Origin of the sequence: Mycobacterium sp. (assembly GCF_004298145.1) — a bacterium.
Classification (GTDB): domain Bacteria; phylum Actinomycetota; class Actinomycetes; order Mycobacteriales; family Mycobacteriaceae; genus Mycobacterium.
The window spans coordinates 96189-118880 of the sequence record NZ_SCRH01000055.1; the positions used below are offsets into that span (position 1 = coordinate 96189).

Sequence of the window (22692 nt, forward strand, 5' to 3'; positions counted from 1 at the left end):
CTCTGGCCTTAACGCCCTGCAAGTGAACGGAGCAGTATGAGCCCCGCAGTGTGGTGGTCGAACGCGGTGTTCTATCAGGTGTATCCGCGGTCCTTCGCCGACAGTGACGGCGACGGCGTCGGCGATCTGGACGGACTGACGGCCCGCCTGGAACACCTCGAGCAACTCGGCGTGGACGCGATCTGGCTCAATCCGGTCACGGTCTCCCCGATGGCCGACCACGGCTACGACGTCGCCGATCCGCGCGACATCGACCCGCTGTTCGGCGGGATGGCCGCGATCGAACGGCTGATCGGCGCGGCGCACCAGCGGGGCATGAAGATCACCATGGACGTGGTGCCCAACCACACCAGTTCGGCGCATCCGTGGTTTGCGCTGGCGCTGGCCGCCGGTCCGGGCACCGACGCGCGGGAGCGGTATTTCTTCCGCGACGGCCGCGGCACGGACGGGGCGCTGCCGCCCAACAACTGGACCTCGATATTCGGCGGACCGGCGTGGACCCGGGTGGTCGAACCCGACGGCCACCCCGGCCAGTGGTATCTGCATCTGTTCGACACCGAGCAACCGGACCTCAACTGGGAGCACCCGGACGTCTTCGACGACTTCGAAAAGACGCTGCGCTTCTGGCTGGAACGCGGCGTGGACGGCTTCCGCATCGACGTGGCGCACGGCATGGCCAAGCCGGCCGGCCTGCCGGATTCGCCCGACACCGAATCGAAGGTGTTGCACCACACCGACGACGACCCGCGCTTCAACAACCCGAACGTGCACGACATCCACCGCGACATCCGCAGGGTGGTCAACGACTATCCCGGTGCGGTGACCGTCGGCGAGGTCTGGGTGACCGACAACGCTCGTTGGGCGGAGTATCTGCGTCCCGACGAACTCCACCTCGGATTCAATTTCCGGCTGACCAGGATCGACTTCGACGCCGCCGACATCCATGACGCGATCCAGAACTCGCTGGCCGCCACCGCCCTGCAGGACGCGATCCCGACCTGGACGCTGTCCAATCATGACGTCGGCCGGGAGGTCACCCGCTACGGCGGCGGTGACCCCGGGCTGCGCCGCGCCCGCGCGATGGCGATGGTGATGCTCGCCCTGCCGGGCGCAGTGTTCATCTACAACGGCGAGGAACTGGGTCTGCCCGACGTGGAGCTGCCCGACGAGGTGCTGCAGGACCCGACGTGGGAACGCTCGGAGCACACCGAACGCGGCCGCGACAAATGCCGGGTACCGATCCCCTGGTCGGGCTCCGATCCCCCGTTCGGGTTCTCGTCCTCGCCCGACACGTGGTTGCCGATGCCGAAGGAATGGGCGGCGCTGACGGTCGAAAAGCAGAGCGGCGATCCCGACTCGACGCTGTCGTTCTTCCGGCGCGCGCTCGAATTACGGAGGCGCCGTGTGGAGTTCGACGGCAACGGTGTCGAGTGGCTGGAGGCGTCCGGCGATACGATGATCTTCCGGCGTCCCGGCGGGCTGGTGTGCGCGCTCAACAGCGGCGAACAACCCGTGCCCCTGCCGCCGGGAGAACTCATCCTGGCGAGCGCGCCGCTGGTCGACGGGAAACTCCCGCCGGATTCCGCGGCCTGGCTGGCGTAGCCGGGTCGCGCGCCACCGCCTGAATCCCGGTGGGCGTTTCGCCGCTGACTGCTCTATATGTTGTGCATGGCTTCCTACGAGTGGGCAGTGATCGGGGCCGGGCCGGCGGGCGTCGCCGCGGTGGGGAGGCTGCTGGATCACGGAGTTGCGCCCGCAAGCATCGCCTGGATCGATCCTGCCTTCGCCGGCGGAGACATCGGCCACAAGTGGCGGTCGGTGCCGAGCAATACCCACGTGGGGCTCTTCCTCGAATATTTCAACGGCTCCAAGTCATTTCGGTTCTCCGAGGCGCCACCCATGCCGCTGCGGGAAGTCGACCCCCAGGAGACCTGCGCACTGGGCCTGGTAGCCGAACCGTTGGTGTGGATCACCGGGCGTCTACGTGAGCAGGTCGCCACGTTCACGACGACCGCAACCGCGCTGTACCTGGAAAACCGGCGGTGGCGGATCCAGACGGAGCAGGACGACATTCTCTCCGAAAACGTGATCCTGGCCGTCGGGGCGGCCGCCAAGAAGCTTTGCCACCCCGAGCTGGAGGAGATTCCCGTGGAGGTCGCTCTCGATCCCGAGAAGCTCGCGTCCGAGCGGCTGCACGGCGCGACGATCGCCGTCTTCGGCTCATCGCACTCGTCGATGATCGTGCTGCCGAATTTGCTGCGCCATCCGGTCAAAAGAGTGATCAACTTTTACCGTAGTCCACTGAGATATGCTGTGTACTTTGATGATTGGATTCTCTTTGACGATACCGGCCTGAAAGGTCAAGCGGCGGTGTGGGCGCGGGAGAACATCGACGGGGTGCTTCCGGAACGACTGGAGAGGTGCTGGGCATCGAGCCCGGAGTTCTCCGAGCAACTGGCGCGGTGCGACCGGGCGGTTTATACCGTCGGCTTCGAACGCAGAAGCTTGCCCGAGACACCGCAGTGGGGCCAGCTGGAGTACAACCGCACCAACGGAATCCTTGCTCCCGGCCTGTTCGGGGTGGGCATCGCGTTTCCTCAGTATGGGCGAGACCCCTACGGGTACGGGGAATTCCGGGTGGGGCTGAAGAAATTCATGGACCATCTGGATACCGTTCTCCCGCTGTGGCTGCGCTACGGCCCCTGATCAACCGGGCGCACCGGCCCGCATCAGGCCAGTAACAGTGCCGGATCGCCCCGGCGGCGATACACCGAACCGAACCGGGCGTCCAGACGCAGCCACGTCGGCAGGATGCGGACCCGGATCAATTCGTCGGCATCGACAGCATCGGGTGACTGCGGCAGGAAACCCATCGCGGTCAGCGCGAACACGCAGCGCATGGGCAACCCCACCTGCATATCGGCGGCGCTCACCTGAATGACCTCCTGGTCGAGCAGCGAAACCGGTGGGCCCTGAGAACTGCTGTGCTCCTTGGCGAGTCGCGCACCCCGTTGCGCCAGGTCGAGCACCACCCGGGCCGGCAAGTCCTCGAGATGGGTGAAGCCGGAATCCGGCGGCAACGCGCCCCGCCACGCCGAGTCCATCGCGAACCCGGGATCGACGTAGCCCGAGTCGTCCATCGCGGACAGGGCGCGCGCCAGCGCGTCCGCACCCACAGACAGATCCCCGGGCCGGACCTGGCCCGCCACCACCCTACTGGCCAGCACGTCGAAACCCGTTGCGACCCAGGCTGTCAGAAGCCCATCGGATCGCGTCCGCAAGCGGACGATCGCCGCCTCATCGAGTCGCAGCGCGCGGTCGAGGAACGCGGCCAGATCCCTGCGGTGCTCGGCCCCCGACGGTGCGCCCAGCCACAGGCCGCGGTCGGCTACCTGATCCACTGTTGCAGATACTCCCGATGCTGCGGCGAGAGCCGCACCAGCCGCTCCTCCTCGATATGGACGGCGGCCAGCTGCGACTCGGCGATGACGGCGGGCTTCGACTCCGGATCCGCATTGACCGAGCGCACTTCGTAGCCCAGCGTGAAGTCGACCGCCCGCAACCGTTTGGTCCAGATCGTCACCTGCAGCGGTGAGTCCGTCAGCCGCAGTTGGCCCTTGTAGGTGACCGTGACTTCGGCGATGAGCAACCCGATGGTTCTGATGTCGACCTCGAATGCCTCGCGCAGGAACTGGACCCGCGCCTCTTCGAGGATCGTGACCATGGTGGCGTGGTTGATGTGCTGATACATGTCGATGTCCGACCAGCGCACCAGCACGGGCGCGACGAAGCCGATGCTCAACTCGATGAACCTCTTCCGCTCGTGCGGGTCATACGACGGATTTGTCGCGCGGCGACGGACAGCGTCGCGAGATCCTTCTCCCCGCTTTCCTGAATCTCGATCAATGTTCGGCGGGCCCGCTCGACCCTGGACGCGGACAGATGTTCCCACTCGGCGATCTTCTCTTCACCGCTTTCGTCGGGCTCCCCCACCGCGAGCACATCGAAGCACAGCGACCGCAGCGAGGCGTAGATATCGTCACGGATCGCCAAGCGCGACAACGAGTGCCACCGGTCCCTTCGGGGCAGTTCGGATACCGCCGTCAGCAGGCCGTCGGTGCCGAGCCGATCCATCAGGGCGAAATAGGTGTCCGCGACCTCGGCGGCGTCGATGTCGTTGATGTCGCCGATGTCGATGATGTCGAGCAGGCTGAAGTGGTACAGGCCGGCGGCCACCATGTAGGCCAGGTTCTCGGGTGCGCCCTGGGAGGCGAATTCCGCGGCTTCCTTTTCGACGATCGCCTTGTCGTCACCGCGCAGCCATTCCGACATGCGCGGCGTCAGGGCCTTGACCTTGGCGGCGAACCGGTTGATCTCGGCGCCGACGGCCAACGGCTGCGGACGGTAGTTGAGCAGCCAGCGTCCGGCGCGGTCCATCAACCGCCGGGTGTCCAGCGTGAGCCGATCCGACAGCGGGACCGGCAGATTCGCCGCGCGGATGCGCCGCCAGATCTCCCCCACCCCGAAGATGGCGTCGGTGGCGACATAGGTGCGCACCGCGTCGACCGACCCGACTCCGACGTCTTCGGCGATCCGGAAGGCGTAGCTGATACCGGCGGCGTCCACCAGATCGTTGATCAGCATGGTGGTGACGATCTCGCGGCGCAGCTGGTGCGTGCGGATCTCCGGAGTGAACCTTTCCCGCAACGGTTTCGGGAAGTACAGGGGCAACCGGGATGCGAACACATCCTGTTCGGTCAGTTCGGTCTCGAGCATCTCCTCTTTGAGGCCCAGCTTCACGTGCGCCATCAGGGTGCACATCTCCGGTGAGGTGAGCCCGATGCCTACATCGGCCCGCCGCTGGATCTCCTTTTCCGAGGGCAGCGCTTCCAGCTCCCGGTTCAGGCCGCGCTCGTCCACCAGGTACTGGATCAGCCGGGCGTGCACCGGCAGCATGCTGGCCGCGTTCGCGCGGCTGGTGCCGATCAGGTCGTTCTGGTCCTCGTTGTCGGTGAGCACCAAGTGGGCGACCTCGTCGGTCATCGACTCCAGCAACGGTTTGCGCTCCTCCGGCTTGACCTTGCCGGCGGTGACCAGGGGGTCGATCAAGATCTTGATGTTGACCTCGTGGTCCGAACAGTCCACACCGGCCGAGTTGTCCATCGCGTCGGTGTTGATCCGGCCGCCCGCGAGGTCGAACTCGACGCGGCCCAACGCGGTCACCCCGAGATTGCCGCCTTCGCCGATGACCCTGGCGCGCACCGCAGAACCGTTGACCCGCACCGGATCGTTGGCACGGTCGCCGACGTCGGCGTCGGACTCGGACTCGGCCTTGATGTAGGTGCCGATCCCGCCGTTGAACAGCAGATCCACCGGCGCCTGCAGGATCGCCTTGATCAGGTTGGGTGGGGTCATCTCGGTGACGTCACCGTCGACTCCCAACGCGTCGCGCACCTGGGGGCTGACCGGAATGGATTTGTGCTCGCGGCTGTACACCCCGCCGCCCTCGCTGATCAGCGACTTGTCGTAGTCGTCCCAGCTGGACCGCGGCAGGTCGAACATCCGTTGGCGTTCCTCCCACGAGGCCGCGGCGTCGGGGTCGGGGTCGAGGAAGATGTGCCGGTGGTCGAAGGCGGCGAGCAGCCGGATGTGCTTGCTCAGCAGCATGCCGTTGCCGAAGACGTCGCCGCTCATGTCACCGACTCCGACCACGGTGAAGTCCTCGGTCTGGGTGTCGACATCCATCTCCCGTAAGTGCCGTTTGACGGCCTCCCAGGCGCCCTTGGCGGTGATGCCCATGGCCTTGTGGTCGTAGCCGACGGACCCACCGGATGCGAACGCGTCGCCCAGCCAGAACCCGTAGGACTTGGCGACGTCGTTGGCGATGTCGGAGAAGGTGGCGGTGCCTTTGTCGGCCGCCACCACCAGGTACGCGTCATCGCCGTCGCGCCGTATCACCTCGGGCGGCGGGCTGACGTTTCCGGTGGAATGGTCGACGTTGTCGGTGATGTCGAGCAGGCCGGAGATGAACAACTGATAGCAGGCGACGCCCTCGGCGCGGGTGGCGTCGCGATCGGCGGCCGCGTCCCCGGTGGGTAGCGGTGGCCGCTTGAGGACGAACCCGCCCTTCGCACCGACCGGCACGATGACGGCGTTCTTGACCGCTTGCGCCTTGACCAGACCCAGGATTTCGGTGCGGAAGTCATCCCGGCGGTCCGACCAGCGCAGGCCACCGCGGGCCACCGGCCCGAACCTCAGGTGCACACCCTCGACCCGGGGCGAGTAGACGAAGATCTCATATTTGGGGCGCGGCAGTGGCAGCTCGCCGACCAGCTGAGCGTCCAGCTTGATGGCCAGCACGTTGCGGGCCCGGGCCGAGCCTTCGCGTGTCACAAAGTAATTGGTCCGCAACGTGGCCTGCACCAGCGACGCGAAGGCACGCAGAATGCGGTCGGTGTCCAGACCCACCAGTGCATCGATGTCGGTGGCGACCGCCGCGGCGGCGGCCTGCGCGTCACGACCCGTCGAGGAACTCGACGGGTTGGGGTCGAATAGCGCCTCGAAGAGCGCGACCAGGGATCGCGCGGTCGAGGGGTGCTCGTTGAGCACCGATTCGATGTAGGACTGACTGTAGGGGAAGTTGGCCTGCCGCAAGTACTTTGCGTAGGCGCGTAAGAGCACGACCTGTTGCCATCGCAGCCCCGCGCGCATCACCAGTTCGTTGAAGCGGTCGATCTCCAGGCGTCCCTGCCAGATCGCGGTGACGGCGTCGGCGAATCGCTCGGCCATCGCGTCGCGCTCGGCTTGGCTCGATGCCAACCGGATGGTCGGGTGCGGGGATATCTTGAACTGATAGATCCACACCGGCAGCCCGTCCGACCGGGTGACCGTGAACGGCCGCTCTTCGAGCACCACGACGCCCATGCTCTGCAGCATCGGCAGCAGCTGGCTCAGCGAGGCGGTGTGTCCGCCCAGGAACCACGTCAGCTGGGCGGAGCCGCCCTCGCCTTCAAGGAACACCAGCTTGACCGAGTTGTCATGCAGCGCTTTGATGATCGCGATGTGATCGATGGCATCGGCCGGTGTGACGGCCTGCTTGTAGGCCTCGGGCAAGGCGTCCGCGTAGTACTCCGCGTCGGCATGCCCGACGGAGCCTTCGGCGGCGGCGGCGATCAGCCGGTCGGCCCAGGTTCGCGCCGCTTCGCTCAGCAAGGCCTGGATGCGGACCCGGTTGCCCTCGGAGACATCGACCGGTGCGGCGCCGGGATCATCGGAAGGCAGTCGGACCATGAAATGCATGAGCGCCCAAGGTGATTCGCTGACCCGAGCGGTGAATTCCAGTCGTGTGCCGCCGAATTCGTGGACCAAGATGTCTTCGATCCGCAGCCGCACCGCCGTCGTGTAGCGGTCGCGGGGCAGATAAACCAGGCAGGAAACGAAGTACTGGAGGCTGTCGGCGCGCAGGAACAACAACGCGTTTCGTCGCGGCCCCAGATCCACCACCGCTTTGGCCATCGCCAACAACCGCTCGGCGCTCAACGTGAACAGTTCCGAGCGGGGAACGGTTTGGATGACGTCGAGCAGCAGCTGGCCGGGGTGGATCGGGTCGCTGTCGGCCATCGCCAGCGCCTCGCGGACCCGGCGCGAGATCATGGGGATCTCCAGCACGTCCGCGTTCATGGCGGCGACCGTGAACAGCCCAACAAAGCGGTGCTCGAGCACCGCGCCGTCGACGTATTCGCGAACCGCGATGGCGTACGGGTAGGCGCCGTACCGCAGATAACTGCCCACCACGGATTGCGCCAGGACCAACAACCTGTCGTCGTCGGTCAGCCGGGGGCGGGAGCCGGTGCGGGTGCGCAGCACGCCGAGACCGGGTGTCCCGTCACCGGAGACCCGGCCGTCGTGCACGTGGCAGCGCTGATAGCCGAGCAGTAAGAAGTTGCCGTTGCCCAGCCAGCGCAGCAGGGCCGCGACATCGTCGCGATCCGGTGCCGAAAAGCGGTTCTCGGGGTTGGCTTCCACCTGTGCGGCCAGATCGTTCAGGACGGCGATCAAGGCGGACGCGTCGCTGGCGACCTGTTGAACGTCGGCCAGAACCCTGGGCAGCAGCCGCTCGACCTCAGTGAGTCCCTTGCTGTCGACGGACGGGAGGAGCTGCACGTGTATCCACGCCTCGCCGGCGTATTGCGATGCGGTCTTGGACTTCGCCTCGACGCTGAGCAGATCTCCGGCGGGGTTGCGATGCACTTCGAACACCGGCGTCATGATGGCCGTGTACGGGACACCGAGCCGGTGCAGCAGCACGGTGACGGAGTCCATCAGCATGCCGCCGTGGTCGGTGACGACTTGCAGCGCCGGCCCGAACCCGGCGGGATCCTCCGCCGGGTAGACCGCGACACGGCTTTCGCCGTCGGGTCGGTGCGCGGCGAGCTGATAGTGCGCGCTCAGCATCGCCGGCGTGACGATCGCCGCCGGGACCGTCAGGTCGATGGGCCTGGTTTCCGCGCCCCCCGAATGGTCGCTCTCCGGACCGCGATAGCTCTCCACATAGGCTTTCGAGATCCACTCAGGAATGTCCCGCTGCTGGGTGAAGGTCGTCCACGGCTCGACATCCTGTTTGGCTCCGGGATCGATCGTCATGCCGAATGCTCCCAACTGGCGACGGTTGTCAACGCGCTCAAACGCCCCGTTCCTGCGCGGCGGGGGGCAGAGCCGACATTAGTCGCGCGTCAGCTTGCGGTGGGTCACCCTATGCGGCCGGGCCGCTTCGGCACCGAGCCGTTCAACCTTGTTTTCCTCGTACGCACCGAAGTTGCCCTCGAACCAGAACCACTTGGCCTCGTTGTCGTCGTCGCCCTCCCAGGCCAGGATGTGCGTGCAGGTGCGGTCCAGGAACCACCGGTCGTGCGAGATCACCACCGCGCAGCCCGGGAAATTCACCAGAGCGTTCTCCAGCGAGCTCAGGGTCTCGATATCCAGGTCGTTGGTCGGCTCGTCCAGCAGGATGAGGTTTCCGCCCTGCTTGAGCGTCAGTGCGAGGTTGAGCCTGTTGCGCTCGCCACCGGAGAGCACGCCGGCCGGCTTCTGCTGGTCGGGTCCCTTGAACCCGAACGCCGACACGTAGGCCCGCGACGGCACCTCGGTCTGGCCGACGACGATGTGGTCAAGCCCGTCGGAGACGACTTCCCAGACGTTCTTCTTGGGATCGATGCCGGAACGGGTCTGGTCGACGTAACTCAGCTTGACGGTCTCGCCGACCTTGACCGTGCCGCTGTCCGGCTGCTCGAGGCCGACGATGGTTTTGAACAGCGTGGTCTTGCCGACCCCGTTGGGGCCGATGACACCCACGATGCCGTTACGCGGCAGGGTGAACGAGAGGTCCTTGATCAGCGTTCGGCCGTCGTAGCCCTTGTCGAGGTGTTCGACCTCGACCACCACATTGCCCAGCCGCGGACCGACCGGGATCTGGATCTCCTCGAAGTCGAGCTTGCGCGTCTTCTCGGCCTCGGCGGCCATCTCCTCGTAGCGTTGCAGGCGCGCCTTGCTTTTGGCCTGTCGCGCCTTGGCCCCGGAACGCACCCACGCCAACTCCTCGGTCAGCCGCTTCTGCAGCTTGGCGTCCTTGCGACCCTGCACCGCCAGCCGGTCGGCCTTCTTCTCCAGATAGGTCGAGTAGTTGCCCTCGTACGGGTAGGCGCGGCCGCGATCCAATTCCAGGATCCATTCGGCGACGTTGTCCAGGAAGTACCGGTCGTGGGTAACCGCCAGGATCGCACCCGGATAAGAGGCGAGGTGCTGCTCGAGCCACTGCACGCTCTCGGCGTCCAGGTGGTTGGTCGGCTCGTCGAGGAGCAACAGGTCGGGCTTGGACAGCAGCAGCTTGCACAGCGCCACCCGGCGCCGCTCACCACCGGACAGGTTGGTCACCGGCTCGTCGGGCGGCGGGCAGCGCAGCGCGTCCATGGCCTGCTCGAGCTGCGAATCGAGGTCCCACGCGTCGGCGTGGTCGAGCTCCTCCTGCAGCCGGCCCATCTCGTCCATCAACTCATCGGAATAGTCGGTAGCCATCAGCTCGGCGACCTCGTTGAAGCGGTCGAGCTTGACCTTGATCTCGCCCAGGCCTTCTTCGACGTTGCCGCGAACGGTCTTCTCCTCGTTCAGCGGCGGCTCCTGTAGCAGGATGCCGACGGTCGCGTCGTTGGCCAGGAAGGCGTCACCGTTGTTCGGCTTGTCCAGGCCCGCCATGATCCGCAAGACGCTCGACTTGCCGGCGCCGTTGGGACCGACAACACCGATCTTGGCGCCTGGATAGAAACTCAACGTGACGTCGTCCAGGACTACCTTGTCGCCGTGCGCCTTGCGGACCTTTTTCATCGTGTAGATGAACTCAGCCATGCCGCGGTTGTGCCTTTCTGGTTTGCAGAGTGATCTAGCGGACCATCCTAGGCATCGGCCGGCGGCGGCTCAGCCGACGGTGGTCACGCCGCTGCCGTCTGTTCGACCTCGGTGGCGGGTGTGGTGGTTTCTGCGGGGCTGTCCGCGGCTTGCGCAGCTTCGCCGTGCGCGGCCCCGGACACCTCGTCCGGGCTGGGACCGGTGTATCCGGGCTTCTCGATGCGCACGATGGCGCGTGATACGTCGGGCCCCACCGACGTCGCACGCATCTCCAGTGACGACCGACGGTTGCCGTCGCGGTCCTCGTACTCGCTGGTGTACACGTGGCCGACCACGATCACCGGGGCGCCTTTGCCCAGCGCGGCACCCACTCCGGTGACCAACTTTCCCCAGCAATTCACGTTGATGAAAAGCGAGTTTCCCGGCTCCCAGCCCCCGTCGGCGGTCCGCCGCCGCGAGTTGCTGGCCACCCGGAACTTGATGACCTCCTGGATGCCGACCTGCCGGCGCTCGGGGTTGCTGACGATGTGGCCGACGACGGTAAGTGGGGTTTCGAACATGGACTGATCCCTTCTCGATTGCTTCTGGCTATGGCTGCCAGTAAGCGCGGCGGTACCGACGGCCCGACGGCGCAACGAGCGCCGGCCCACCAGCCCTGTGGAATGAACCGTGACTGTGGATCGATCCGAATGTTCACGTGATGCGAGAGCGCGACCACCGCCGACGAAAGATTCGCGAGCGTAACGCCAGGGCGAAAAATCGGGCCCGCAGATTCGCAGTGGCGTTACCTTCGCTGAAGCTCAGCGGTTGCCCGGTGTCTCGCCACGCGCCAGCTGGGTCAGCATCGCGTTGTAGGCCGCCAGCTCGGCGTCATCGTCGCGGTCGGCCGCGCGGTCCAATCGTTTGGCGGTGCGACGGTCACTGCGTGCCCACTGCACGATCAGCGCGAGCATCACGATCACCAGCGGGAATTCCCCCGCCGACCAGGCGATACCTCCGCCCAGTCGCTGATCGCCCAGCAGATCGGTGTGCCAGCTCAGGCCCAGCGAACGGTAGTAGTCGGCGCCGAGAACCTTCTTGGTGCCCATCAGCACCACCCCGAAGAACGCGTGCAGCGGCAAGGAGGCGAACACCACGGCCACCTTGGCCAGGGGCGGAATCGGTCGCGGCGTCGGGTCCACCCCGATCACCACCCAATAGAACAGGTAGCCGCTCAACAGGAAGTGCAGGTTCATCGCCAGATGCCCGGCGTGGCTGCTCGCGGTGATGTCGAAAAGGTTGGACAGGTACAACCCGTAGAACCCGGCGACGAACAGCACCGTGGCCACAACCGGGTTGGTGAAAAACCGCGAGAAGCGGCTGTGCAACGCGGCCAACAGCCACTCCCGCATGCCCGGCGGTTCGTCGCGCCCGGCCGCGGGCAGCGCCCGCAACGCCAGGGTGACCGGAGCGCCCAGCGCCAACAGGACGGGCACCAGCATCGACAGGCACATGTGGACCACCATGTGCATGCTGAACATCGCCGGCATGTAGCGGCCGACACCCGAGGACGTCACGAACAGCAACGCCAGGCAGCCGAGCAGCCAGGAAAGGGTCCGGCCCGGCGGCCACTTGTCGCCGCGGCGACGCAACCGCACCAGGCCCGCCACGTACAGCGCGGCCAAGACGATGGCCGCGGTGCCAAAGATCAGGTCGAAGCGCCAATCGAACAGGATGCGCGCCACGGTCGGCGGCCCGTCGAAGCCGTACCCGATCTCCGCTTCGGGAACCGACGGCAGCCGGGCCGGGGACGGTGGCGGCGGGGTGCGGCTCAGCCCGACGGCGATGCCGAAGGTGAGGCCGAACAGGGCGGCCTCGATCAGCGCCAGGCGGGTCAGCGCGCCACGTGCCCGCGCGGGGCTCGGATCTGCTTGCAGCGCAGCCACACTCACGCGCCGCTGGCGCCAGCCGACACCGCCCAGCAGGCACAGCGCGACGAACTTGGCGACCACCAGGCGTCCATAACCGGTGGTGAGCAGGTCGGTCGGCTGGACGCGCACCAGGGCATTGACCAGCCCGCTCAAAGCCATCGCGACCCAACACCACAGCGCGATCGACGAGAAACGCCGCGCCGCCAGGCCCGTGTGGTCACCGCCGCGCAGGGCGTGGGCGAGCAGGGCGAGCAGGCCGCCGGCCCACAGGCTGGCGGCGACCAGGTGGATCAGCAGGCCGTTGGTGGCCAGGTCGTGCGAACCGCCGGACGACGAATGCCCGGTCAGGCCGAGCGGAATCAGCGTCATCACCGACGCGGCGAACAGCACCGGCGTCCAGGACCAGCGCAGCACCGACAGGCTCGCCAGCGTGATCACCGCAGCCAGGATCGCGGTCCAGCGCCAGGCCGAGGCGGTGCTGATCAGACTCGCCAACGACCACATCCGCAGCGGGCTGATGTCGACGACGGGGTGACCGGACACGTCGGAGATGGTCAGCGGGACCAGCAGGGCGGCGCAGACCGCCCACACGCCCGACGCCGCCGTCCCCAGCCGCAGCGCGCGATAGCCGCCGGCGTCGAGGACGCCGCTGCGTTGCGGCGGCACCAGGAACGCGGCGAACAGGAATGACCCGACCGCGAGCACCGCGGCGATCTCCCCGGCCGCCCGAACGAACGGCAGCCCCAGGGTGGTCACCGGGCCCGGGTCGGGCAGGCCGGTCGCGGTCAACGCGCTTGCCAGCGAGAGCGTCCCGATTCCGGCGGCCGTGCAGCCGGCCAGCACCGCGACGCCGGCCAGCACCGGCCACACCAACGCGCGGCGCCGGGGCGAGGCCTCGGCCGGGGCCTTGCCGGCCGGCGGGGCGACGGTCATACATCCAGGGTATTGGCCGGCGCGCCGGCTACCGAGTTCGGCTGTCCAGACGGTCCCGACGCGCCTTGGACTCGCGGGCCGCGAACTGATCCCGCGCGATCCGTCCGACGTAGTTGAAGTCCTGCAGGATGTCGCGCAGTTCGTGCAGGAAGGCGGCTCGCCTGTCGGCCAGGTCCGGGGCGGGTGCGATCAGGTCCTGGTCGTCGATGACCTGGCGCGCGGTGGCGAACAGCAGCGTCGACACCGATTCGCTGCTGCGGATCCGGGTCTGCGCCACATATTGCCGACCGACGCCCAACGCCAAGTCGGTCAGATCCTTGTGCCCGATGGCCGCCGGGGCGCCGCGCAACACGTCGGCGACGAGCTCATAGGCCTCGAAGAACACCCGCAACATCGCTTCCGCCATCAGCGGCCGCTTGGCGAACAGCAGCGAGTCGATCTCCTCGCCGCCGGCGGCGACGTGGGCTTCCCAATTATGGTGCCACGCCATCTCTTCGGCGATGTTGTCCCGGAAGGTCGCCGAGTCCGCGAAGTAGAAATCGAACTTCAGCAGATCGCGCAGCCGCATCGCCTGGGCCCAGAACGCCTCCATGCGGTCGCCGCCGGCGTTCCGGGCGTGCGCCAGCGCGAGCTCGACGATCGAGGTCTCCAGAAAGGCGTGGATCACCGAGTTGCGGTAGAACGCCGCGGCGTGCTGCTCGTCTTGCGCGATCCGCCACACCGGCTCCCGGCCGCCGTCCACCCGGGTGATGGGGTGCCCGTTGGACAGCGCGTCCACCGCCGCGCGAACGCCGTCGTGCGAGCGCAGCCGCAGCGCACTGGTCGACATCGGATTCTGTTTGCGTTCCAGGTAATCCAGCGAGTCCTGCAACGTGTGATGCAGCTGGCCCAGCGTCAACGCCGCACCGCGCGTGGTCAGCAGCAAGGCGCACACCAGGCCCGTCGCCGTCACCGGTGTCGCCTGCAGTATCCGCCATGCGACTTCGAACGACATCTTCTGCAGCGCAAGCCGTTTGGCATCCGGATCCAGTGTCAGCGCGCCGTGCGGGGCACCGAGGTACTGGCGCATCGACACGGCCTCGGGAAATCGGACGTAGATCTTGCCGTAGTTGCGTTCGCCCTGCGCCCTGATGAAGTTGTACAACCAGCCGACGCCTTCGGGTGTCTTCTCTCCGCCGCGGGCGTAGGCGGCGTACTCGGCAGTCTCGTGCAGCTGGTCGAAGCTGATCGAAACCGGTTGCAGCAGAATGTCTTCACTGCGGCCATCCAGATAAGCGTCGACAACGTAGGTCAGCAGGCCGAGCTTGGGCGGCAGCATCTTTCCGGTGCGCGAGCGGGTGCCCTCGATGGACCAGCTCAGGTTGAACCGCTTCTCGACGATGTAGCCGACGTATTCGCGCAGCACGTACTTGTAGAGCTGATCGTTGCCGATGTTGCGGCGGATGAAGATGACACCGGAACGCCGCAGCAACGGGCCCATCGCCCCGAACGACAGGTTGATGCCGGCGAACACGTGCACCGGCGGTAACCGGTTCTCCTGCATCGCCACCGGCACCACCGCGCCGTCGATGTAGGACCGGTGTGAAAACAACAGCACCGCCGGGTGGGCTTCCAGACCGGTGCGCATCGCCGCGACCTGATACTCGTCATAGTCGATCTCGGGATCGAACCCACGGCTGATCATCCTGCCGAGCACCGAGACCAGGTCTACCGATGCCCTGCTCCACCCGGTGGAAAGTTCGTCGAGCATCTTTCCGGCCTCGTCGACGGTCGCGCCCGGGATTTTCGCCAGTCCGGCACGAAACCGGTTGGACGCCAAGATCTCCGGCTTCACCAGCCGTGGCGACTTGTACTGCGGCCCGAGGATTCGGTATTCGACGCGTTCCATCGCCAAGATCGCGCGGCGGATCACGAATTGGGCGAAATCGGTCTTGTCGTCGCCGACGGTGGTGTCGCGCCACTGCCGGCGGAGCTCGGAGACCGTGGCCGATTCGCCGGCCACCACCCGCGCCCGCTGGGGAGCGCCGCGCAGGATCCGCGTTTGCAGGCGGTGGTTGGGGTGGTAGGGATCCCGGCCGGGGAGCAGCCCGGCCAGCTTCGCGAGCCGCCCGCGATCCGGCGGGGGCAGCCAGAACACCTGCACCGGCATGATCGAACGGTCTTCTCCAGACGCGAGCTGCTCCGCCAGGGATGTGATCGCTTCCGGCGGCGCGTCGAGCGCGGGCAGTTTGACCAGGTCGAATTTCGCGCCCGGGTGGCCGGCACGCTGTTGATCCAGCCACGTCGTGACCAGTTCCATCTCGACCGGAGAGGCCATTGACGCCAATACCAGCGAGTCTGTTCCGGCAAGGAGGGCGCTGGTATCGGCCGCCGGTTCCGTCACGGACGCCCTCGGGGCGGCGATTCCGGTGATTCGGCGCCTATCGGTCCCGTGGCGCCGGACGGATTCACCTCGCCGTTGTGCGAAGCGGCCGTCTGCCGGTTCGTCGTGTCGACCGGCACCGCCGTCTGCGACTTTGGTTTGGACGCAGCCTTTTTCGCGCGGGTCTTGGTCACCGATTCGGCCGGAGCCTTTTTCGCCCCCGCTTTCTTGCCGGCGGTTTTGGTGGTCCGGCCGCGGGTTTTGGCGGCCGTTTTCTTTTCGGTGTAGAGGTCGACCTCCGGCAGCTCGCCGACGGGCCAGTTGGCGAGCGTGTCCAGATACAGCTGGCGCACCTCGGCGATGCGCTCGGGCAGCGTGTCAAGTGTCCAGTCCTGCACCGAGATCGGAGGAAAGACCGCGACATCGACGGTGCCCGGGTTGATGACGGTCGAGTTCCTGGCGGCAACGAGCTCGGCGTTGCGGATCACGATCGGGACGATCGGGATACCCGCGGCCATCGCGATCCTGAACGGCCCCTTCTTGAATGGGCCGACCTCGGTGGTGTCGACTCGGGTGCCCTCCGGGGCGATCACGATCGAAAGCCCCTTGCGTGCCCGGTCTTCGACCGCGTGCAGCGTCTCCACCGCGGCGGCTTGATCGTCGCGGTCGATGAACACGCCGTCCAGCAGCTTGCCGAGCGTGCCCATGATGGGGTCCTTCTCCAGCTCCTTCTTGCCCACACCAACCCAGTTGTCGCGCACCAGCGCACCGGCGATGACCGGGTCAACTTGGTTGCGGTGGTTGAAGATAAAGACCGCCGGGCGTTGCGCGGTCAGATTTTCCTGGCCGACCACGTTGAGTTGGACCCCGGCGATCGCCAGCGACAACTGCGAGAAGTTGGACGTGAAGAAGTTGACACCGCGCCTGCGGTTGCGGGTCAGCACACCGATGCCCACCGCGCCGGCCGCGACCGGGAACATCGACCCGAAGCCGGCGAGCGTGCGTAACTGGCGCCGCAGGCCCACCGGACCGCGGCTGCTGAATCGCAGAATCGGCCAGCCGCGGCGCTTGGCCACCGCGGCCATCTTGCCTTCGGGATTCGTCGGCCGCGGATTGCCGACCAGGTACATCAGGGCGACGTCCTCGTCACCGTCGGCGTAAAAGTAGCTGTCCTTGAGGTCGATGTCGCGGTCGGCGGCAAAGCGTTGCACCGCAGTGGCTTTGCCCGGACCCCACAGGATCGGCTTCTCGACGCCGCCGGTGAGCATGCCGTCTTCGTTGGTCTCGAATTTGTTGGTGAGCGTGTTGGGAATCCCGAGGAACCGCGCGACCGGGTTGACCTGGATGGTCAGCGCCGACGAGCTGAGCACCACGGTGTGGCCGCGGGCCATGTGAGCGCGCACCAGCTCGCGCATCTCCGGGTAGACCCGGGACTCGATCCGCTGGATGAACATCCGCTCACCGATCTCATCCAAGTCGTCGAGAAGCCGCCCGGTCAGCGCCGCGGCGGCCTTGCCGATGAGGTCCTCGAACTCGATACGCCCCAGGGTGTGACTCAGGCCGGCCTGAACCATACCGAGCAGCTCCCCTACGCCCATGTCGCGGCGCAGCAGCCGCTCCTGGGTCAGGATGACCGCGGTGAACCCGGCGACCAGGGTGCCGTCCAGGTCGAAAAACGCGCCGACCTTCGCCCCGGCGGGGCTGGCCATGATCTCGGCCACCGAGCCGGGCAGCCGCATGTCGGCCCCGCTTTCTCGGGTGCCGTCGGCCCGCTCTTTCGAGGCACTCATGAGCCCGACACCGATCGGGACGACACGGCCGGCTCGGTGAACGAGGCGGGCACCGCGCACGGCGGTGGATCCCCGGCCAGCGCCAGGATTTCGTCGAAACCATCCAGCAGGCACCGGGCGAACAACGCGTCGTTTCGCACCGCGGCCCTGTCGTAGCGCACGGTGATGGTGCACCACCCGCCCCGCGAGATCAGCACCACCATCATCGCCACGCCCGGTAGCGGGCCGATACCGTACTGCCGCAAGACTTTTGCGCCGGCGAGGTAGGTGTCTCCCGGAAAGACCGGGACGTTGCTGGCCTGCACGTCCGAGCCGATCACCGAGCCGGTGAGTCCTTCCAGGACCGCGGTGGGCAAGACACTGAGCACCGGCGCCATCGAACCGATGATGTTCATCGCGGGCTCGTCGCGGCGCTGGGTCATCTGCGCGCGGATCTTCTTCATCCTCGAGACCGGGTCGACGGTGCCTATCGGCGCGGAAAGGTTGACACCGGTGAACCGGTTGCCGCCGGCGTTATCCGCTTCGGCCCGCAGGTTGACCGGCACCGCCATCGGCAGCGTACTGACCGGCACGCCGAACGCCTCGTGGTAGCGGCGCAGGGCGCCGCACAGCCCGGCGAGGTAGGCGTCGTTGATCGATCCACCGCCGGCTTTGGCGGCCTTGTGCAGGTCGGCGAGCGGGATGTCGATCGCTTCGCTGCGGGTGGCCAGGCTGCGCCGGCGCAGCAGCGGCGACGGCTCGGCGGCCCGGTTGAGCACCCGCATGCCCGACATGGCGTACCCGACGATCCCCGAAACGGTGGTAGTCGGTTCCAGCACCACTCGCCCGGCCGCCGATACCGCCCCGGACAGCGCACCCAGGACGCCGCCGACCACCGCGAGGGGTAGGTGGTTAATGCCCTGGCGCATCAGGTCATTCGACGACAGGTCCTGCGGGATGGGCAGCGGCGGCGGTGGCTTGGCGGGCGGATCGCGCTCGAGGTCGTAGATCTCGGCGAACATCTGGACCCCGCCGACACCGTCGGTGACCGCGTGGCTGACATGCAGCAGGGTCGCCGCCTTCCCGTCGGCCAAACCCTCGACCAGAGTGGCCGTCCACAGCGGCCGGGAGATGTCCATCGGCGACTGCAGGATGACCTCGGCGAGGTCGAATACGTCACGCAGCGTGCCGGGTTCGGACACGCGCACCCGGCGCACATGGAAATCCAGGTTGAAATCGGGATCGACCACCCAGCGCGGCGCCGCCGTCGGCAAGGTCGGCACCACCACCTTTTGCCGGAGCCGCGCCACCCGCCGGGAAGCGTTTTCGAATCGGGCCCGGAACTGCTGCCAGTCCGGTGTGGTATCCAACAGCTCCAGCGCCATGATCCCCGACCGGGTACGGGGATTCGCTTCGCCCCGATGCATCAGGTAGTCGACCGGCCCAAGCTCGTCGGACAATCTGATCGCCTCGACGGACTCAGTCATGGTCATCAACTCGACGAACCAACCTTGTCACCGTCGATCACGCCTCCCGCCTTGGCCCCCACGCACCCTGATGGTCACCACAACGCTAGTCGGGTTACCCCGCTGGTGAAAGGAGCGGCGAGGACGGGAGCGCGCGCTCAGCTCAGCTGGCCCTCAACCGGCCCTCAACTGGCCGACGTGGCCGACAGCGGCAGCGAATCCAGGACCGAGCTGACACGCCGCCCGTAGACGACACCCAGGAAATCGGCGACGGCGTCAGCGGCCAGCCGCGATCGAACCGTCGGGGTGATGTCGAAAGCGTGATGCGCGTTGGCGAGTTCGGCATGGGCCACCGTGGGGGCACCGGCCGCGCGCAGTGCCGCGCAGAAGGCGCGGGCCTGGCCACTGGGAACCAGTTCGTCTTTCTCGCCGTGCAGCACGAAGAAGGGCGGCGCGTCGGGGTGCACATAGAAGATCGGCGATGCCGCGGTGAACCGCTCCGGCTCGTCGGCGTAGCGGGCCTTCACCACGAACTGCTCCAGGAACGGCAGCATCAGGTCGTGCATGTTCTCGAAGTCGGTGAAGTCGTAGACGCCGTAGTAGGGCGCGACCGCTTGGACGCCGGTGTCGGCGTCTTCGAAACCGGGCTGAAGCTCGGGGTCGTTCGGGGTGAGCGCCGCCAGCGAGGCCAGGTGCCCGCCCGCCGACCCGCCGGTGATCGCGATGAAGTCGGGGTTGCCGCCGTAGTCGGCGATATTCTCCCGGACCCACGCGATCGCCCTCTTGACGTCGATGAGGTGCGCGGGGAAGGTGCTGCGCGGACTCTTGCTGTAGTCGATCGAGACGCAGATCCAGCCGAGTTGGACCATGCGGCTCATCAGCGTGTAGGCCTGCGGGCGTCTGCCGTTGAGTGCCCACGCCCCGCCCGGCACCTGGATCAGCACCGGCGCCCGGCAGCCGGGCGCCAGGTCGTCGCGCCGCCAGATGTCGAGCAGGTTGTCGCGGCCGCGGGGCCCGTAGGAGATGTCGGAAGTCTGTGCCGCGTATCGCCGGTGTGGCCCGGGCCTGCCCAACAGGCCACCGCGCGGGGCGCACACGGACCCCACGGTGGCCGGGTGACATACCTGGTCACGGAAGTCGGTGCCCAAGGACTCCTCGAGCGCGGTGGTGAGGGTTCGGTCAGCCCGCTGAGCGGCCAACGTCTTGCCCACCCGGCCGATCGACGGATGCGAGACCCGCGACAGCGCGTTACCGGTGACGACGTGCGGCGGAAACTCCGTGAAAAGCCAACCGGCGACACAGCCCAGCGCGAACGGGCCGCCGCGCAACAACAGGGTGCCGGTCTGATAGGCACCCCTGGCCTCGGCCGCCAGCCGCGATGCCTGGGCGCCGGCCCACGAGCAGCGCGAAGTCAGGTTACTGGCCACGCTCATGACAACGTCACCCCCCGACGTTATGCACACGCCTCGCTGCGGTTAACGGCCGATGGCCGGCCGATGTTGTACGTGTGTCGAGGTTGATCACGATAACCGATAGACACGGCGCGGGAAGGCTTTTCGCGCGCGTGGCGGCGGAGAATCGGATCGGCGGACACAGTTGGATAGACTGACCTGCACATTGCCTCCGTAGCTCAGGTGGATAGAGCAAGGGCCTTCTAATCCCTAGGTCGCACGTTCGAGTCGTGCCGGGGGCACCGATCGCTTGTCTCAGCGTGTTTCAGCTTGCTTCAGCGACCTAGTTCTCTCATGAAGTCTTGTGCGAGCGGCGCGGCGGAGGCCCGGGTTCTGACCAGTGAGAAGGTTGCGGTCCTTGACCGCGTGGGGCTTCCAGACCGCGCCGCGGGAGGACTCGACGCCCATCTTCACCAGCTCGTCCTCGGCGGTCCACCGGGCTTTCTCACGCAACTGCCGGCACACGCTCCAAGTGGCGTCGTGATGCAGGTCACGGCGACATTTGCGGGCGAAATCACGACCCGTAAAGCGCATACGCGGAACCGGTGGCAATGGTTATTCGGCGGCCGGTATACCGTCCGGTGCCCGGAGAAGTCAACATGGCTTTCACGAGTTTGCGGATTTAGTATTCTGGGAGCAGCGTGTCACGACGAGCAGTTGACGCCCTCGGGGAGATTATTAGTTAGGGCGTCTTCTCTTCGAGGGGTTGGCGATATATGGCGTCGAATGACTGGCAGCCGGTGGTGCGTGTCGGGGAGCCGAGATTCATAGCCGGCGTTGGTAGTCGCATCAAAGTTGAAGTGAAGACGAGGGGCTGGCTGAGCCGGGACTGGCGATGTTACTTCGGATCTCAGGTATCGCAGCAACAACTCGATGCCCGGTACTCCTCGTATCCTTGCTGGGACGAAGTTCAGCGCATCGAGGGCTCCTGCTCGGAGCATGACGCGGAGCACTACATCGAAATGATTGATGCCGCAATCCATTACGCCAACATCAAGTTGCGTAGCAACGCGCTGCCGCGGGCCATCCTCCAGGGAGCGCGCCTGGATCAGCGGGGGTGTGCGGTGCGTGAGCGTCAGGCCGAACTCAATGAGCTGGCTAAGAGGTTGGCGAAACCCGAGTCCTAGTTGTTCGGCGAGTCCACCCGGGTCCCGGGCGAGCTCTGCCGCCATCTCGCCGAGGGCTGGCGCGTCGTGCGTTTGCCCAGGTCTTTCCGGAGACCGGCGGCCGCGGCCCAAAAGTTGCACATCACGTTTTGATAAACACATCATTAGTCGTAGATTCCGACTTCCGTCGCGTGCCCGCAAAGATTATCGTGTTTGCGCGACTTCACGCTGGCGGAACCGCAGGCGCCCGCAAATGGCGTTCAGCCCGGGAGTCGTCCAATAAAATCGGTCGCCGATGTTTGGTTCGGCCGCCCTTTCCTGCGTCGCCTGCTAATCGCGCTCACACCGGCCGATGCCCTACCGGGGTGGCGCAGTACCCTTACCTCGCCCGTCACGCTGCCCCCGAACGAACCGGTGGGTCAGGCGGACCCGCAACCCAAAACCAAACCCGGAGGTGCCCGCTATGGCCCAGTCCGATCCCGTCTTGCTCGACGTCGACAACCGCGTCGCGCTCATCACCGTCAACGATCCCGACCGGCGCAACGCGGTTACCGCCGAGATGTCGGTGCTACTGCGCGAGGCCGTCGAGCGGGCCGAAGCCGATCCCGATGTGCACGCCGTCGTGGTCACGGGGGCCGGCAAGGCGTTCTGCGCGGGCGCCGACCTCAGTGCCCTGGGGGCCGCGGGCGGCGGAGCGGCCGAGACCGGCCTACAGCAGCTTTATGACGGATTCATGGCCATCGGTAGTTGCCGGCTCCCCACCATCGCCGCGGTCAACGGCGCGGCCGTCGGGGCAGGTCTGAATCTGGCCCTGGCCGCCGACGTGCGCATCGCCGGACCCGCCGCCCTGTTCGATGCGCGATTCCAGAAGCTGGGGCTACACCCGGGCGGGGGCGCGACCTGGATGCTGCAGCGGGCGGTCGGCCCACAGGTCGCCCGCGCCGCCCTGCTGTTCGGCATGCGCTTTGACGCCGAAGCCGCGGTGCGGCATGGGCTGGCGCTGCATATCGCCGACGATCCCGTCGGTGCGGCGCTGGAACTGGCCGCTGGGCCGGCGGCGGCGCCGCGCGAGGTGGTGCTGGCGACCAAGGCCACCATGCGCGCCACCATCAGTCCGGGGTCCCTTGACCACGAGCAACACCAGCAGGCCATGCGCGCCGAGCTTGGGCCGCAGGCCTATTCCATCCAGTCACCAGAATTCGCACAGCGATTGGCCGCGGCGCAACGCAAGTAGGTATGGGCGCACGCCGGCCTGCACCACCGCGACACCGACACCACGCACACCACACGCTGATCG

At 66.8% G+C, this 22692-nt stretch carries 13 protein-coding genes, 1 tRNA gene and 1 pseudogene; 5 read left to right on the forward strand and 10 right to left on the reverse strand.

Going from position 1 to position 22692, the window contains the following annotated elements:
* Window positions 1–36 precede the first annotated feature (36 nt).
* Window positions 37–1602, forward strand: a complete 1566-nt coding sequence (locus tag EPN51_RS24235) for an alpha-amylase family glycosyl hydrolase (protein WP_293047737.1) — start codon at window positions 37–39, stop codon at window positions 1600–1602.
* An 87-nt stretch (window positions 1603–1689) separates the two neighbouring features.
* Entirely contained in the window at window positions 1690–2706 is a 1017-nt protein-coding gene (locus EPN51_RS24240) for a pyridine nucleotide-disulfide oxidoreductase (protein WP_293047789.1), read from the forward strand.
* A gap of 23 nt (window positions 2707–2729) precedes the next feature.
* Here the strand turns inward: EPN51_RS24240 and EPN51_RS24245 are convergent, their stop codons facing one another.
* The 10 genes and pseudogenes from EPN51_RS24245 to EPN51_RS24290 all read right to left on the reverse strand — a co-directional run bounded on the left by EPN51_RS24245 (window position 2730) and on the right by EPN51_RS24290 (window position 20271).
* A complete protein-coding gene (locus tag EPN51_RS24245) occupies window positions 2730–3401 on the reverse strand; it encodes a hypothetical protein (RefSeq protein ID WP_293047738.1) in 672 nt (223 codons plus the stop codon).
* The gene (locus tag EPN51_RS24250; RefSeq protein ID WP_293047740.1) at window positions 3389–3802 is read right to left on the reverse strand and encodes a thioesterase family protein; all 414 of its coding nucleotides are present in this window, start codon (window positions 3800–3802) and stop codon (window positions 3389–3391) included. The genes EPN51_RS24245 and EPN51_RS24250 overlap by 13 nt, the downstream gene beginning before the upstream one ends.
* Window positions 3799–8643, reverse strand: a complete 4845-nt coding sequence (locus EPN51_RS24255; protein WP_293047742.1) for an NAD-glutamate dehydrogenase — start codon at window positions 8641–8643, stop codon at window positions 3799–3801. The genes EPN51_RS24250 and EPN51_RS24255 overlap by 4 nt, the downstream gene beginning before the upstream one ends.
* Window positions 8644–8721: 78 nt before the next feature.
* Window positions 8722–10398: an energy-dependent translational throttle protein EttA gene (gene ettA, locus EPN51_RS24260; protein ID WP_293047743.1), complete on the reverse strand. Its 1677-nt coding sequence runs from the start codon at window positions 10396–10398 to the stop codon at window positions 8722–8724.
* Window positions 10399–10502: 104 nt separating this feature from the next.
* Window positions 10503–10958 (reverse strand): annotated as a pseudogene (locus EPN51_RS24265) (single-stranded DNA-binding protein); the annotation flags it as partial.
* 240 nt (window positions 10959–11198) lie between these two features.
* A complete protein-coding gene (locus EPN51_RS24270; RefSeq protein ID WP_293047746.1) occupies window positions 11199–13241 on the reverse strand; it encodes a cytochrome c oxidase assembly protein in 2043 nt (680 codons plus the stop codon).
* A 28-nt stretch (window positions 13242–13269) separates the two neighbouring features.
* Window positions 13270–15624, reverse strand: coding sequence for a glycerol-3-phosphate 1-O-acyltransferase (locus EPN51_RS24275; protein WP_293047747.1), 2355 nt, complete (start codon window positions 15622–15624; stop codon window positions 13270–13272).
* A complete protein-coding gene (locus EPN51_RS24280; protein ID WP_293047749.1) occupies window positions 15621–17393 on the reverse strand; it encodes an HAD-IB family hydrolase/lysophospholipid acyltransferase family protein in 1773 nt (590 codons plus the stop codon). The genes EPN51_RS24275 and EPN51_RS24280 overlap by 4 nt, the downstream gene beginning before the upstream one ends.
* Window positions 17390–18859, reverse strand: a complete 1470-nt coding sequence (locus tag EPN51_RS24285) for a wax ester/triacylglycerol synthase family O-acyltransferase (protein ID WP_293047750.1) — start codon at window positions 18857–18859, stop codon at window positions 17390–17392. The genes EPN51_RS24280 and EPN51_RS24285 overlap by 4 nt, the downstream gene beginning before the upstream one ends.
* A gap of 164 nt (window positions 18860–19023) precedes the next feature.
* A complete protein-coding gene (locus tag EPN51_RS24290) occupies window positions 19024–20271 on the reverse strand; it encodes an alpha/beta hydrolase (protein WP_293047752.1) in 1248 nt (415 codons plus the stop codon).
* A gap of 186 nt (window positions 20272–20457) precedes the next feature.
* Here EPN51_RS24290 and EPN51_RS24295 point away from each other — a divergent pair.
* The 3 genes from EPN51_RS24295 to EPN51_RS24305 all read left to right on the forward strand — a co-directional run bounded on the left by EPN51_RS24295 (window position 20458) and on the right by EPN51_RS24305 (window position 22629).
* Window positions 20458–20531, forward strand: a tRNA-Arg gene (locus EPN51_RS24295).
* A gap of 474 nt (window positions 20532–21005) precedes the next feature.
* Window positions 21006–21416: a hypothetical protein gene (locus EPN51_RS24300; protein WP_293047754.1), complete on the forward strand. Its 411-nt coding sequence runs from the start codon at window positions 21006–21008 to the stop codon at window positions 21414–21416.
* A gap of 442 nt (window positions 21417–21858) precedes the next feature.
* A complete protein-coding gene (locus EPN51_RS24305) occupies window positions 21859–22629 on the forward strand; it encodes an enoyl-CoA hydratase (RefSeq protein WP_293047756.1) in 771 nt (256 codons plus the stop codon).
* Window positions 22630–22692: the final 63 nt, after the last annotated feature.

Coding starts and splice junctions, on each gene's coding strand:
- EPN51_RS24285 (WP_293047750.1), bottom strand. CDS start 18,859: ATGACTGAGTCCGTCGAGGCGATCAGATTGTCCGACGAGCTTGGGCCG.
- ettA (WP_293047743.1), bottom strand. CDS start 10,398: ATGGCTGAGTTCATCTACACGATGAAAAAGGTCCGCAAGGCGCACGGC.
- EPN51_RS24255 (WP_293047742.1), bottom strand. CDS start 8,643: ATGACGATCGATCCCGGAGCCAAACAGGATGTCGAGCCGTGGACGACC.
- EPN51_RS24235 (WP_293047737.1), top strand. CDS start 37: ATGAGCCCCGCAGTGTGGTGGTCGAACGCGGTGTTCTATCAGGTGTAT.
- EPN51_RS24305 (WP_293047756.1), top strand. CDS start 21,859: ATGGCCCAGTCCGATCCCGTCTTGCTCGACGTCGACAACCGCGTCGCG.
- EPN51_RS24300 (WP_293047754.1), top strand. CDS start 21,006: ATGGCGTCGAATGACTGGCAGCCGGTGGTGCGTGTCGGGGAGCCGAGA.
- EPN51_RS24290 (WP_293047752.1), bottom strand. CDS start 20,271: ATGAGCGTGGCCAGTAACCTGACTTCGCGCTGCTCGTGGGCCGGCGCC.
- EPN51_RS24280 (WP_293047749.1), bottom strand. CDS start 17,393: ATGAGTGCCTCGAAAGAGCGGGCCGACGGCACCCGAGAAAGCGGGGCC.
- EPN51_RS24270 (WP_293047746.1), bottom strand. CDS start 13,241: ATGACCGTCGCCCCGCCGGCCGGCAAGGCCCCGGCCGAGGCCTCGCCC.